Raw genomic sequence first — 12815 nt, 5'->3', positions numbered from 1 at the left:
TTCGAGCCAGTGATCCTCATTCGTTTTTATAGGGGCGTTATTTCACAGCCCCTTTTTTTGTACTGACGTATGTATTTTGTAAATGGAAATAGGCGATATAAGATACTTTCATAGAGTTATCAAAATATAGCGTTTTACTAGTTGCTGTACAGCCTCTATCATAAAAAGTAAGAGCACAATCGGAACACTGACATTTTAAAATAAAATAGTATGGAGAGGAGGCAGTTCGTTGGATATAAAAAAATATGAAGTCCTTTTAGCTGTCGTGGATAAGGGAAGTTTTATTAAGGCAGCAACAGAGCTGGGATATACGCAATCGGGGATTACGTATATGATGAACAGTCTGGAAAAGGAATGTGGGTTTCCGCTATTGCAACGGAGCAATAAAGGAATTACGCTGACTCTGGAAGGAGAACAGATTATTCCTGCTATCCGTAAACTCGTAGCCATGAACCAGGAATTAGAAGAAACCTTCGATGCCGTGAAGGGCCTGGCTACAGGACAAGTACGGATTGGCTGCTATCCCACCCTGGCCTGCGCGGTCATGCCGCAAATCATGCAGATCTTTCGCCGTATGTATCCACAGATTCATTTGGACCTGGTCGAAGAAAACAGTGTCCGTATTTTGGAAGACTGGATGGCTTCAGGGATGATTGATGTAGCCTTTATCAGTAAGCAGCCGGAACAGACCTATGACTGGTTTCCTTTAAAAAAAGATCCCTATCTGGCGGTATTTCCCAAGGATCATCCGTTGGCAGCGTATGAGCGTGTACCGGCCGAGGCCATGATGGGCGGGTCCTTTTTCATGTACCGCTCCATGGACGGACTCGATCCGGATGTAGCCCAGTATTTTAAGCAATGCCACGTTCCTGTTTCTTCGACGTGTACGTCTAATTCTGATTTTGCCGTCCTTTTTATGGTTGAGCAAGGCTTAGGCATCAGCATTGTGCCAGAATTGTTTTGGAACCTATGTAGTGCTAAATTTACGACATTGGCAACGCGGCATTTAGAGCCGGAAGCCTGCAGGGAAATCGGCCTGGCTGTAAAAAACAAGGATAACAGTACACTGGCGACGATGCGCTTTATCAGGGAACTGCAAAAAAATATAGAAAACAATGTGATTGCACTTTAAGAGGGTTCTGCCTTTGGCAGAACCCTCTTATTTTTTTATTATTAGGAAATTTTTGCAAAGATATAAGAAAGTAGATGAACACAGAAATCCTTATTCTCACTATGAATATTAAACTGTGTACTTGTTTATTGCAAGATGCTAAAATTTTATTAACAAATAAAATGTTTTCGGAATAAAATAAAGCAAAAACATAAAAAACATATGCATAACAGAGCGTATGTGAAAAATAGAATGAGGAGGTATGTTGAATAAAAATAATATTGTATAGGAACTTGGTTTTTTGAAGGGAGAATGGTTGTAATGGAAACTGGAACGATTATCATGCTGGTCTTTTATTTGGTCGTTGTCGGTGGCGGCTCCTTTTGGACGATGCGGAACAGCCTGAAGAGCGGTGGTTCCTATCAGGAAGAGGAGGATGAGGCAGCTACAGAACCCGGCGGTGAAGCCTATGCGGAAAATCATGGTGCAGCCTGATGGATAGAGGCTGCAGGTTTCATAAGAAAGGAGTTATATCATGGCAGAGAAGAAAAAAGAGCACTTTGGCTCATCCCTGGGTTTCGTCTTTACGATGATTGGCATGGCCTTTGGCTTAGGTGCCATTTGGCGCTTTCCGTACGTAACCGCCCAAAGCGGTGGCGGGGCCTTCGTCTTGATGTTTTTGATTATTACCCTCGTACTGGCTGTACCGGCAGGTATGGCAGAAATTGCCTTGGCCAGAAAAATGCAAAGCGGGCCTGTCGTGGCCTTTAAGAATATTTTGGGCAATAAAAAAGGCCGGATTGCCTGGTTGTACCCGATTATTCCTACGGGACTGAACATGTTTTATATGGTCGTCGTCGCCTGGACCTTGGCCTATATCTGTTTCAGTATCGTCTACGGAAATGAAATTATGAATGATCCCGTCGGCTTTTTTGATACCTTTAGCAATGACCGCTTAGCTGTCTTTGGCTGGACTGTTGTGACGGTCCTGCTGAACGCGTTGATCCTTTGGAAGGGTATTCAGGGCGGTGTAGAAAAATTCTGTAAATATGGCATTCCTTTGTTGTTCGTCATTTTGGCATTATTGATGGTTCGTGTACTGACGCTGCCGAATATTTCGGCCGGGTTAAACCTCTTTGTCAATCCTGATTGGTCGCAGATGCTGAACTTCTCCATGTGGGCCCGGGCTACGGGCATGGCCTTATTCGCCATCGGCTTGGGGCCGGCAGCCTTAATGGCGTACGGTGCCTATTTACCGAAGGATTCGGATATTCCGGCAGATTTTCTGACCGTTGCCTTTTGGAACCTCTTGGGCTGCATCCTCGCCGGTTTGATCATTGTTCCGGCTGTAGTAGCCTTTGGCTTAGACCTGAACTCCGGTCCTAATCTGACGTTTATTACCCTGCCCTTTGTCTTTGCACAGCTGCCGTTTTCTATAGTCATCGCCTTAGGTTTCTTTATTGCCATGGCCCTGGGGGCTGTCTCTTCTTCCATTGGCATTATGGAAAATTCCGTGACGACCGTCAGCGGTGGTCTTGGCTGGAGCCGGAAAAAGACGATCGTCTTTATTACGGTTATCACCATTATCGGGGCTATTCCCTGTATTTGGAGTGAAAAATTCCTGGCAGCCATGGATTTCTTTGTCGGTGACGTAGGCTATACGCTGACAGCTACGATTATGGCTGTACTGCTGGCTTGGTATGTAGGGGCAAAAAAGGTACGCGAAGAATGGATCCAAAAAGGATGCCATTTCAAGATTCCTACCTTCTATGATCCGCTTTACAAATACGTCATTTGCCCGATTTTGTTCTTGTTGTTAGCCCAATCATGCTTTAATATTCCGAAAATCCTCACGACGATTTTCACGTGATGTCTGTTGCGGTGGTACCAATTCAGGCTGGGAAAGGCGGCAGTTACACGGCCTCTCCCCGTGCCGGCTTTCCCGCCTTGTATTAAATAGGACACATTCTTAGAACTACATAAAAGATGCCTGTAGCAGCCAGTATAAAAGGACTGCTGCAGGCATCTTTTATGTTTATGGACAGCCAAACGGCAGGAGAGAAAGCGGGAACGTAAAGGAATACACCGTTTCATTTAGGCGGTTGCTTTGTTGCCGGGGTATACGACAGGCATGATGCGGCCATTAGGGCCGGAACCGGTATTCTTGTGAAATTTTTCCGTTTTAGCCGCGCCGTCTGCAAAGGGCGAGCCTGTACTTATCATAGACCTGGTATTTGTACTTTAATGTACAAGGTATGAAGAAAATTGATATAGCTATGAGATTTTAGATTTTTACTTTTTGAAGCGGAGGATGTAACATAATACTTGTAGAAAACGGAATAACTTGCAAGAATTAATTTTAAAAACGGAATTTTAAAATATTTTTGTATTTCATAAATAACATACGAAAATCGCATGAGTTATATGTGAAATGCCTTAAAAACGATAGTATAACAAAAAAATACTTGGTTGAAGCAGTCTCTTTTAGGAAGAGCCTGAGTAAACATAGCAGTACACGTCTTCTGGTTTGTGAAAAATGGAATTTTCGCTGCGCAGCGCATTTTATATTTAGTGAAACCAGAGGATCGTAAAAAGTCTGATTTTGAAGGAGAGGTCAAAATGGATGGAGCAACTTGGTTTATGTTAGGGTTTTATATTATCGGGATTGGCGGCGTTGCTATTTGGACGCTAGTGCACAGTCTGAACGATAAGAGCAATTGGAATAAGTAGATCGGGAGGGTGTGCAACTATGAGTGAACAAACGCAAGCGAACGGACAGGAACGTGAAGTTTGGGGTTCCAGATTAGGGTTTATTTTATCGACGATCGGGATGGCCTTTGGCCTCGGTGCTATTTGGCGGTTCCCGTATGTAGCAGCAGAAAGTGGTGGCGGTGCTTTCGTCCTGGCTTTTACTATCGTGACGATTGTCATTGCCCTGCCTGCCGGCTGGGCTGAAATTGCCTTTGCCCGCAAGATGCGCAGTGGTCCTATTACAGCATTCCAGAAGGTATTAGGCAAGAAAGGCAAAATCGCCTGGATTTTCCCCTTTATTCCTTTGGGGTTGAACATGTATTACTTGGTTGTCGTATCGTGGACACTGGCGTATACGATCTTTAGCTTATACTGCGGCCAGGAATTTATGGCCGACTCTGTTGGTTTCTTCCAAGATTTTACGGGTAACAGAACGGCAATCTTTGCCTGGACTATCGTAACCTTGCTGATTATTTCCTTCGTCTGTATGAAGGGGATTCAAAAAGGCGTTGAAAAGTTCTGTAAGTTCTGTATTCCACTGCATTACATTATCCTCTTCGCCCTGGTAATCCGTGTTCTTACCCTGCCGGGCATTGAAGATGGCCTGACTATGTTTGCCAAACCGGATATGTCCATGCTTTTGGATCCGTCTCTTTGGGCCCGTGCGACAGGGATGGCACTCTTCGCTGTAGGCTTAGGGCCTGCCTACCTCATGGCGTATGGCAGCTACTTGCCGGAAAAATCCGATATTCCTATGGACTTCCTCACCGTTGCCTGGTGGAACCTCTTTGGCTGTATCGCTTCCGGTCTCGTCGTTATTCCGGCCGTCGTAGCCTTCGGCCTGAACCTGCAGTCCGGTCCGAGCCTGACCTACGTCACCTTGCCGTATGTCTTTGCACAAATGCCGTTCTCCGGCGTGATTGCCTTTTTCTTCTTCTTTGCCATGCTGCTGGGCGGTCTTTCCGCAGCTATCGGCATTATGGAAAACTCCGTTACTACTTTTAGTGATGGCTTAGGCTGGAGCCGGAAAAAGACACTGGCTGTCATCATCGTCGTTACAATCATCGGCAGTATCCCCTGTATTTGGAGCGATACGTTCCTGGCTAAATTCGACTACATTATTGGTGATTTAGGTTATACGCTGACGGCAGCGATTATGGCAATCGTCCTGGCTTGGTGTGTAGGTGCCAAGAAGATTCGTACGGAATGGATGGAAGGCAGCAGTATTCACCTGGGCCGCTGGTTTGATATTATTTACAAATATGCCGTTGTGCCTATCTTATTGTTCTTGTTATTGCAGTCCTTGTTAAACATTCCGAAAATCTTCTTCTAAGCAATACCCGTGACAGGAAGGTGTGAATAGTTCATGAAGTATACGATACTTATCGACTTTGGTAGTACCTTTACAAAATCGACAGTCGTGGATATGGAAGAACAACGTGTCTGTTACACGTTCCGCACACCTTCTACTGTAGGCACTGATGCCTCCCTTGGCTTAGTAACGTGTTTAGATCAGATCCGGCAGGTAATCGGCGAAAAAGCACTGCTGGAAGCCCGTAAGCTTGCTTCCAGCAGTGCCGCCGGTGGCTTGCGGATGGTTGTCGTCGGCCTGACAGAATCGTTAAGCCTCATGGCCGGAAAAAACGCTGCCTATGGGGCCGGTGCGAAAATCATCGCTTCTTTTTCCGGTATTGTAACGGACGCAGCGCTGGACCAGATACGAAGCCTCGACCCGGAAATTATCCTCCTTTGTGGCGGTTATGAAAAGGGGAACAGCAAATGGATTTTAGAAAATGCCAAACGGCTGGCCCATGCCGGAGGAATCAAGGCACCAATCGTGTACGCTGGAAACAGTCAGGCAGCAGAAGCTGTGCATTTCCTCTTGTATCAGAATGGCAAAACCTGTATCCTTGCCGATAACATTATACCGGCCGTCAATACACTGAATATTGCCTCTACAGTAGAAGCCGTACGGGATATTTTTATGAAACGCATTACGCACATGAAAGGGTTTGATACGGTTAAGCAGTACATCGGACCCATCGTCATGCCAACACCGGCAGCGGTCTTAAAGGGTGTCCGCCTGCTGGCCGAAGGAACACCTGCGCAACAGGGCTGGGAACAGATTATGCTGGTCGATATGGGTGGTGCTACGACAGATGTCCACTCGTATGCAGCTACGGAAACGTTGGATGGTGTCCGTCTCGTCGGCGCACCGGAACCGCGGGCTAAGCGGACCGTAGAAGGTGATATTGGTGCCAGGGAATCGGTCAATTCCCTCCTTGAAGCAGCAGATATGAGGCGGATCCGGAAATACTCCGGCCTGGCTGATGAGGAAATCCGCTTGTGCCAGGATAAACGCCTGGAAGACCATGCTTTTGTGCCGGATACGGAAAAGGAAAAGCGCTTTGAACAGGCTATTGCCATGGAGGCCGTACGGGTATCTGTGCGGCGTCATGCAGGACAACTCTACGATGGCTATACGGAAGGGGTCCAACGCATACAAAAGGGGAAGGATTTATTGAACATCAAGGCCATTATTGGGACGGGCGGGCCGATCATCAACAGTATCGATCCGCGCAGTATCTTAGCCCAGGCCTTGCGGACGAAAGCAGAAAAGGATGTGCTGTTGCCTGAAAAGGCGGCCTTTTACTTGGATACATCGTATATTTTCTACGCTGCCGGCCTCTTATCCGGCATCGATCGGGAAACAGCCATGCGTATATTGTTAGATAAACTGATTCCATTAACGTGAGATAGGGTGGTAAACAATGAGTGATCAGATTTTATTGAAAAAGGATTTAGTACCTAATGATGTGCCTTCGCTGGAAGAAATTCTGGCAGCGTCACGTAAAGAAGCACAGGATGTCACGATCGGTACGACCTTATTTATGAAAAAGTACGGCGTGACCTCTGAAGCTGAATACAAGAAAAAGATGATGAAGCAAGGAAAGATCATGCATCATGCCCATATTGGCTGGAATTCATGGGAAGAAACAGCCAAGGGATTTGAATATATTTACGATGAACTGACGAACAAGCGCGGTATTATTCTCGACCGCTTTGGCGTGGCCCTCGATTGGGTCATGGGCGTACCGCAGGAAATGCGGGATAAAGTAATGAAAGGCGGCAGCCTGATTTTTGAAACACCGGAAGAATGGGCAGCCGTCGGCCAGGTAGTACCGATCCAGCCTCACTTTGGCGATCATATGATAGGCTCCCTGAACTCCACGGAAAACGTAAAATTGGCCTTAAAGGCTGGCGTAACAACCATGGGGAACATTGCCCAGTATTATACGTACGAATATCCCGGTGGTCTCATGAGTAAAGAAGACCGGGTCATCAACATGGCTACGGCCATTGGCCTCATGGGCCTCTTTAGGGATCAAGGCGCAGTTATCCACTCGAACCTGGACGATGGCTTCGGTGCTATGTTCCATGATTTGGCTAACCTGACAGGCTGGGCAATTATGGAACGCTATATCGTCGAAGAACTCTTGGGCGGCCGTCTGTCGCTCATGTACGGGAATCTGTTTAGTGATCCGATTTTACGTATTATTTTCCTCATGGCCAATGATGAAATCAATACGTATCATACGCCAGGGTCCATGATTTATGGCAATACGATTGATTATTCCAACGATTATGACCGCAACTATGCAGCCCTCTGTTCCTTCGTCCTGGCTGATACGTGTGGCCAGATGCTCTTCCCTACAGGCCACGCCGTAACACCTATACCGATTACGGAAGCCATCCGCATTCCTTCAGCTGATGAAATTATTCAGGTTCATGTAACCGCCAATATGCTGGAAGAAAAAGCAAAACATTATCAGGCCTTCCTGGACATTGAAAAGATGACCGTAGAAAAAGAAAAACTCGTTATTGGCGGCCGTATTTTCTTTGAACGCGTTATGAATGGATTAGATGATATTGGTATTGATACAAAGAATCCTTGCGAACTGCTGCTGGCGCTGAAAGCCTTAGGCCCGGCGAAGTTGGAAGAATTATACGGTGCCGGCAAGAAGGATGAAAAGGCTATGCGTGGCCGCATTCCCATTAAACCGACGGATATCGTCTGGACCATTGAAAACAGACGGACTCAGATCTGTAAGACCATCGATAATCTGGAACATTCCCTGGATGGGGTCAATGGTATTGTCGCGGCAACGGATGTGCATGAGTTTGGCAAGGAAATCGTAAAATCTGTCCTGACAGAAGCGGGCATGAATATCTTTGATCTGGGCGCCAATGTAGGCCCTCAGGAAATCATCGATACGATTATCGAAACGGACAGCAAATTTGTCCTCGTTTCTACCTTTAACGGAATTGCCCTGACCTATGCCAGCGAATTACTTAACGGGATTGCGCAGCAACACCTCGATGGCGTCACTGTCATCATGGGTGGTCTCCTCAATGAAAACGTAGCCGGTCAAACGTTGCCTGTCAACGTAGATGACAAGCTTACGGAAATGGGAGTTGTCTGCTCATCAAATGCTGATCAATTGGTAGATCTTATCAAACAGCGTTTATAAATGTCTAATGTTTCTATGTATTATAAAAAGGAGAATTCAACTATGAGTACTGTATCGATTATCAAAACAAAAAATCACAGTGAAGAAGCCATTGCCGAAGCCGTCCGCAAAGCGCTCGACGCGATCGGCGGTATTTCCGATATTATTAAACCGGGCTTTAAAGTATTGATTAACCCGAACCTCGTAGCTCCCGGCTCCGACCGTCTCTCCGGTGCGGTAACGCGCTATGAAGTGTGCAAGGCTATTTATGATATCTGTAAAGAAGCAGGCGCAGAACCGTATATTGCCGAATCTTCTGCAGCCGGTGTCGATACGGAAAAGGTCATTGAATTTGCTGAATACACGAAATTGAGAGACCAGGGCTACACTGTACTGGATTTGAAAAAACAGCCCCGTGCCGTCATCGAATGCCCGCAAGGTGAAGTGGTCCAGCGTTTGGATACATGGCAGCCTGTTGTCGATGCCGATGCCATTATTAGTGTACCGGTCATGAAAACCCATGACCAGACGGAAGTAACGCTGGGGATTAAAAACCTCAAAGGCCTGATCCAGGATACGGAAAAGAAGGAATTCCATAAAAAAGGCGTATTTGGCGGTGTCGTCGATCTCAATCAGGGCATCAAACGGGTTCTTACGGTAGTCGATGGGATCGTCGGCCAGCAAGGGTTAGGGCCTATCTTTGGCGAACCGGTGCCGATGGATCTGATCATCGCTTCGAAGGACTGTGTTGCCTGTGATGCCGTAACCGGTGCTGTCATGGGCTACAAGCCGGAAGAAGTAAAGATCACAAAATTGGCCTATGAACGGGGCATGGGCGAAATGAACCTGGATAAGATCGAAATAAAAGGTGAACCCATCGAAGCCGTACGCAAACGCTTTAAACGGGCCAGTGAAGTAGAAATTGAAGGCGTGCCTCCCTTTACCAAGATCGAAGATGCCCGGGCTTGCACAGGCTGCAAGACGACGATGATCAGTGCCATTATGGATATGAAGAACCAGCACATCGAACATCTCCTGGAAGGAAAGACCATCGTTTTAGGACCGGTCACGAAGGATCAGATTCCGGAAGGAATCAAGAAGGAAGACCTCATTCTCATGGGTGTCTGCACGAAGCCGCTCTGGGATATGGGGACACCGTGCAAAGGCTGCCCGCCCAATAACGTTTGGTTTGTCCAGGCCGTAGCCGGTGATCGCATGGAAGTAGGCCGTCGTTATGCAACGGAAAAGAACGAAAAAGAATGAGTAAAGAAAAGTGAATAGGTGTGGCTCTATACAGGTCACTCGGGGTACAAGCGGCCTGTATAGAGTACATAACACCCTACTTATAACAATTAGATATAAATTATTGCTATGGAGTGTGATTACAGATGATCGAAGTACGTTGGCATGGACGTGGCGGACAAGGCGCTTTTACGGCAGCCCGCTTGTTAGGACAGGCTGTAGCAATTCATGAACATAAATATGTTCAAGCCTTTCCTTCTTTTGGACCGGAACGACGGGGGGCGCCTGTACTGGCCTTTACCCGTATTGACGACAAGAAAATTACGGACCGCAGTGAAGTAGAAACGTGTGATTACGTCGTCGTCCTCGATGATACCCTGTATGGAGACAACGTAACCAAAGGGCTGAAGGATGGAGGAATCCTGGTGATCAATACGACGCAGGATGCTACCGCTTTCCCAAAAAAAGGTGACTATACAGTAATCACGATTGATGCAACGGCCCTGGCTCTGGATATCCTGGGACGGCCTATTACGAATGTACCGATGCTGGCTGCCTTAGTCGCTGCTGCCGGGACGGTCAATAGCGATTCTGTCCTCAAGGCGATTGACGATCAATTGGCACCGCGCATCCGGGAAAAGAACAAGGCCTTGTTTACCGCAGCGTACGATAAAGTGAAGGGGGAATTATAAATGAACAGACCACAACCTGTAAATTTTGTGCCGCCTAAGACATTGGCAGAGTATCCTGTAGGACCGTGTTGTCCGTCTGCCCATATCGTAGGGATTAATGCGGGCATGCGTACCTTCCGGCCCATTATCGACCACGCAACATGTGTCCATTGCCTGCGTTGTTTCCTCGTATGTCCTGAAGGGGCCATTGATAAATCGGAAGCGAATTTGGAAATCGACCTGAACTATTGTAAAGGGTGTGGCGTATGCGCACATGAATGTAAGGTTGGTGCTATTACTTTAGTAAAGGAGACAGAAGCATGAGTGAAAAAATGTTTATCTGCGGCGACGAAGCCGTGGCCCTGGGTGCTAAATTAGCACGGCCTCAAGTTATAGCAGCTTATCCTATTACGCCGCAAACGATTGTTGTAGAACGCTTATCTGATTATGTTGAAGATGGCAGCCTTAAGGCCACTTACCTCCATGTAGAATCGGAACACAGTGCAATCACGGCTTCTTTGGGCGCTGCCTCCGTAGGTGCCCGGACCTTTACGGCTACGTCCTCCCAAGGTCTTCTCTATATGACGGAAGGTCTCTATTATGCCAGCGGTGCCCGTTTCCCCATCGTCATGATGGATGCCAACCGTTCGCTGGCCCTGCCTTGGAATATTTACGGCGATCAGCGCGATTCCCTTTCCCAGCTCGCTTCCGGCTGGATCCAGCTCTATGCAGAAGATGCACAGGAAGCCTTGGACCTTACTATTCAGGCCTATAAAGTAGCAGAAGATCCGGAAGTTATGCTGCCGGTCATGGTCTGCCTCGACGGTTTTGTCCTTACCCACACGTATGAAGTTGTAGAAATTCCGGAACAGGATAAAGTAGATGCATTTATTCCGTATCAGAATTATGCCAACAAGATGGATTTGGACAATCCTACGAGCAATTGTATTACTGCCGGCCCGGACTATAATCTGGAATTCCACTATCAGCAGCATGTAGCGACCTTAAAGGCCGGTGAAAAACTGATTGCTGCCGATAAGGAATATGGAGAATTATTTGGCCGGACCTATGGCGGCCTGGTGGAAACATATCGCACGGACGATGCAGATGCCGTCATCGTTACCCTGGGCAGTGTAGCCGGCACGACACGCTGTGTTGTCGATGCCCTGCGGGCTGAAGGTAAAAAAGTAGGCCTCCTCAGAATTCGCTGCATGCGCCCGTTCCCGGAAAAAGAAATCATTGCTGCCTTACAACACGTAAAGGCCGTAGGTGTCTTGGAAAAAGATATCGATCACGGCTGTGAAGGCGTCGTCTTTACCAATGTCAATTCGGCCCTTATGCGGGGAACAACGAAACCGGCTACGTTCAACTTTATCGCCGGCTTAGGCGGCCGTTCTATTCTTAAAGGGGACATTGCACAGTGCTTTGATAAGTTGTTGCGTCAGGCTGCCGGGGAACCGCAGTCACCGACCGTTGAATTTGTGAAACTGGGGTGTTGATACAATGGGCTTAAATGCACAAAATATTACGAATGAAGAGCTTTTTTATGGGCATAAAGCCTGTGGCGGTTGTGGCGCTGCCTTATCTATCCGGCTGGTCATGAAGGTACTGGGCAAGAGAACCTTCGCGATTGTACCGCCTAACTGTATGTCGACGGTTGCTTTCATTTATCCCAGCATGACCTTTGGCTGCAGCGGCGCCATTACACCCTTTGCCGGTACGGCAGCTTTTGAAGCCGGCGTAGAAGCAGGTGCCAAAGAATTGGGCCTTACAGATTACACGGTTGTCGGCTTTGCCGGTGATGGCGGTACTGCCGATATTGGCCTGCAGTCCCTTTCCGGGGCTATCGACCGGGGCGACCGTATCATGTATATCTGTTACGATAACGAAGCCTATATGAATACAGGCGTCCAGACGTCGGGCCTTACGCCGTATGGGGCTAAGACGACGACGTCCCCTGCCGGCGACCGCCTGCCGGGCAATACGAAAGCAAAGAAAAATGTTTTTGAAATCGTCGCTGCCCATGATATTCCCTATGCGGCTACAGCAAGCCTGGGCTATCCGGAAGATCTCTTAAACAAAGTGGCTAAGGCAAAAGCTGTAAACGGCCCGTCGTATATCCATATTTTCGCTCCTTGTCCGACCGGCTGGGGCTGTGCGTCCGAACTGACCGTCGACCTGGCGAAAAAGGCCGTCGATACGGGCCTTTGGTACTTAGCAGAGTATGAAAATCATGAATATACACTGAACCGGAATCCGAAGGCATTTGGCGATGTAAAAGAATATTTAAAGAAACAAAATCGGTTTGCTCATTTGAAGGACGAAGATATTGCAGAAATTTGCCGTATCCGTGATGCCAAATGGGCACAAATGAGAACGCATTGGAACGCGTAAGCGTGTAGTGAGGGAAGGCCTTAGCGAGAACGACGGCCAGGGTCTTCCTATTCTAAGAAAATGAGGGTTACTGCATATGATGACAGGGAAAGAATACAAGGAAAGCCTGAAGAAACGCAATATCGTCGTTTATCT

Annotated in this window: 13 protein-coding genes; 12 read left to right on the top strand and 1 reads right to left on the bottom strand. The window is 47.4% G+C overall.

The features are described 5' to 3' along the window. Positions 1–229: 229 nt before the first annotated feature. The 3 genes from PGX44_RS13085 (at position 230) to PGX44_RS13075 (ending at position 2981) form a co-directional block, all read left to right on the top strand. Positions 230–1132, top strand: a complete 903-nt coding sequence (locus tag PGX44_RS13085; protein WP_186503473.1) for a LysR family transcriptional regulator — start codon at positions 230–232, stop codon at positions 1130–1132. A gap of 300 nt (positions 1133–1432) precedes the next feature. Beyond that, on the top strand, positions 1433–1606 hold the full coding sequence (locus PGX44_RS13080; protein ID WP_186503472.1) for a hypothetical protein: 174 nt from the start codon (positions 1433–1435) through the stop codon (positions 1604–1606). A 40-nt stretch (positions 1607–1646) separates the two neighbouring features. After that, complete coding sequence (locus tag PGX44_RS13075; protein ID WP_186503471.1) at positions 1647–2981, top strand: sodium-dependent transporter; 1335 nt, start codon at positions 1647–1649, stop codon at positions 2979–2981. A 224-nt stretch (positions 2982–3205) separates the two neighbouring features. On the opposite strand, the gene PGX44_RS13070 is transcribed toward PGX44_RS13075, so the two are convergent. Beyond that, positions 3206–3334, bottom strand: a complete 129-nt coding sequence (locus PGX44_RS13070) for a hypothetical protein (protein WP_498855717.1) — start codon at positions 3332–3334, stop codon at positions 3206–3208. A 306-nt stretch (positions 3335–3640) separates the two neighbouring features. Here PGX44_RS13070 and PGX44_RS13065 point away from each other — a divergent pair, with 306 nt between their 5' ends. The 9 genes from PGX44_RS13065 (at position 3641) to PGX44_RS13025 (ending at position 12680) form a co-directional block, all read left to right on the top strand. Continuing rightward, positions 3641–3841, top strand: coding sequence for a hypothetical protein (locus PGX44_RS13065; RefSeq protein ID WP_186503470.1), 201 nt, complete (start codon positions 3641–3643; stop codon positions 3839–3841). A 19-nt stretch (positions 3842–3860) separates the two neighbouring features. After that, positions 3861–5195: a sodium-dependent transporter gene (locus PGX44_RS13060; RefSeq protein ID WP_498855716.1), complete on the top strand. Its 1335-nt coding sequence runs from the start codon at positions 3861–3863 to the stop codon at positions 5193–5195. A gap of 33 nt (positions 5196–5228) precedes the next feature. Continuing rightward, a complete protein-coding gene (locus tag PGX44_RS13055; protein WP_498855715.1) occupies positions 5229–6617 on the top strand; it encodes a glutamate mutase L in 1389 nt (462 codons plus the stop codon). A 16-nt stretch (positions 6618–6633) separates the two neighbouring features. Next, positions 6634–8394, top strand: a complete 1761-nt coding sequence (locus PGX44_RS13050) for a cobalamin-dependent protein (protein WP_498855714.1) — start codon at positions 6634–6636, stop codon at positions 8392–8394. A gap of 42 nt (positions 8395–8436) precedes the next feature. Continuing rightward, positions 8437–9636, top strand: a complete 1200-nt coding sequence (locus PGX44_RS13045) for a DUF362 domain-containing protein (protein WP_498855713.1) — start codon at positions 8437–8439, stop codon at positions 9634–9636. A 125-nt stretch (positions 9637–9761) separates the two neighbouring features. After that, the gene (locus PGX44_RS13040) at positions 9762–10307 is read left to right on the top strand and encodes a 2-oxoacid:acceptor oxidoreductase family protein (protein ID WP_498855712.1); all 546 of its coding nucleotides are present in this window, start codon (positions 9762–9764) and stop codon (positions 10305–10307) included. Continuing rightward, entirely contained in the window at positions 10308–10610 is a 303-nt protein-coding gene (locus PGX44_RS13035; protein WP_498855711.1) for a 4Fe-4S binding protein, read from the top strand. Then, positions 10607–11785 (top strand): hypothetical protein, encoded by a 1179-nt coding sequence (locus PGX44_RS13030; protein WP_498855710.1) that lies wholly within the window; start codon positions 10607–10609, stop codon positions 11783–11785. The genes PGX44_RS13035 and PGX44_RS13030 overlap by 4 nt, the downstream gene beginning before the upstream one ends. A gap of 4 nt (positions 11786–11789) precedes the next feature. Beyond that, entirely contained in the window at positions 11790–12680 is an 891-nt protein-coding gene (locus tag PGX44_RS13025; protein ID WP_498855709.1) for a thiamine pyrophosphate-dependent enzyme, read from the top strand. Positions 12681–12815: the final 135 nt, after the last annotated feature.

The sequence above is a fragment of the Caecibacter sp. AF58-12pH5A genome, from assembly GCF_027681725.1.
GTDB lineage: Bacteria > Bacillota > Negativicutes > Veillonellales > Megasphaeraceae > Megasphaera > Megasphaera hominis.
This window is presented reverse-complemented; position numbering and strand designations above follow the sequence as displayed.

Excerpts from the sequence above, each read along its gene's own strand:
- PGX44_RS13050 (WP_498855714.1), top strand. The coding sequence starts at position 6,634 with ATGAGTGATCAGATTTTATTGAAAAAGGATTTAGTACCTAATGATGTG.
- PGX44_RS13080 (WP_186503472.1), top strand. The coding sequence starts at position 1,433 with ATGGAAACTGGAACGATTATCATGCTGGTCTTTTATTTGGTCGTTGTC.
- PGX44_RS13070 (WP_498855717.1), bottom strand. The coding sequence starts at position 3,334 with ATGATAAGTACAGGCTCGCCCTTTGCAGACGGCGCGGCTAAAACGGAA.
- PGX44_RS13025 (WP_498855709.1), top strand. The coding sequence starts at position 11,790 with ATGGGCTTAAATGCACAAAATATTACGAATGAAGAGCTTTTTTATGGG.
- PGX44_RS13060 (WP_498855716.1), top strand. The coding sequence starts at position 3,861 with ATGAGTGAACAAACGCAAGCGAACGGACAGGAACGTGAAGTTTGGGGT.
- PGX44_RS13055 (WP_498855715.1), top strand. The coding sequence starts at position 5,229 with ATGAAGTATACGATACTTATCGACTTTGGTAGTACCTTTACAAAATCG.
- PGX44_RS13045 (WP_498855713.1), top strand. The coding sequence starts at position 8,437 with ATGAGTACTGTATCGATTATCAAAACAAAAAATCACAGTGAAGAAGCC.
- PGX44_RS13030 (WP_498855710.1), top strand. The coding sequence starts at position 10,607 with ATGAGTGAAAAAATGTTTATCTGCGGCGACGAAGCCGTGGCCCTGGGT.
- PGX44_RS13040 (WP_498855712.1), top strand. The coding sequence starts at position 9,762 with ATGATCGAAGTACGTTGGCATGGACGTGGCGGACAAGGCGCTTTTACG.
- PGX44_RS13035 (WP_498855711.1), top strand. The coding sequence starts at position 10,308 with ATGAACAGACCACAACCTGTAAATTTTGTGCCGCCTAAGACATTGGCA.
- PGX44_RS13075 (WP_186503471.1), top strand. The coding sequence starts at position 1,647 with ATGGCAGAGAAGAAAAAAGAGCACTTTGGCTCATCCCTGGGTTTCGTC.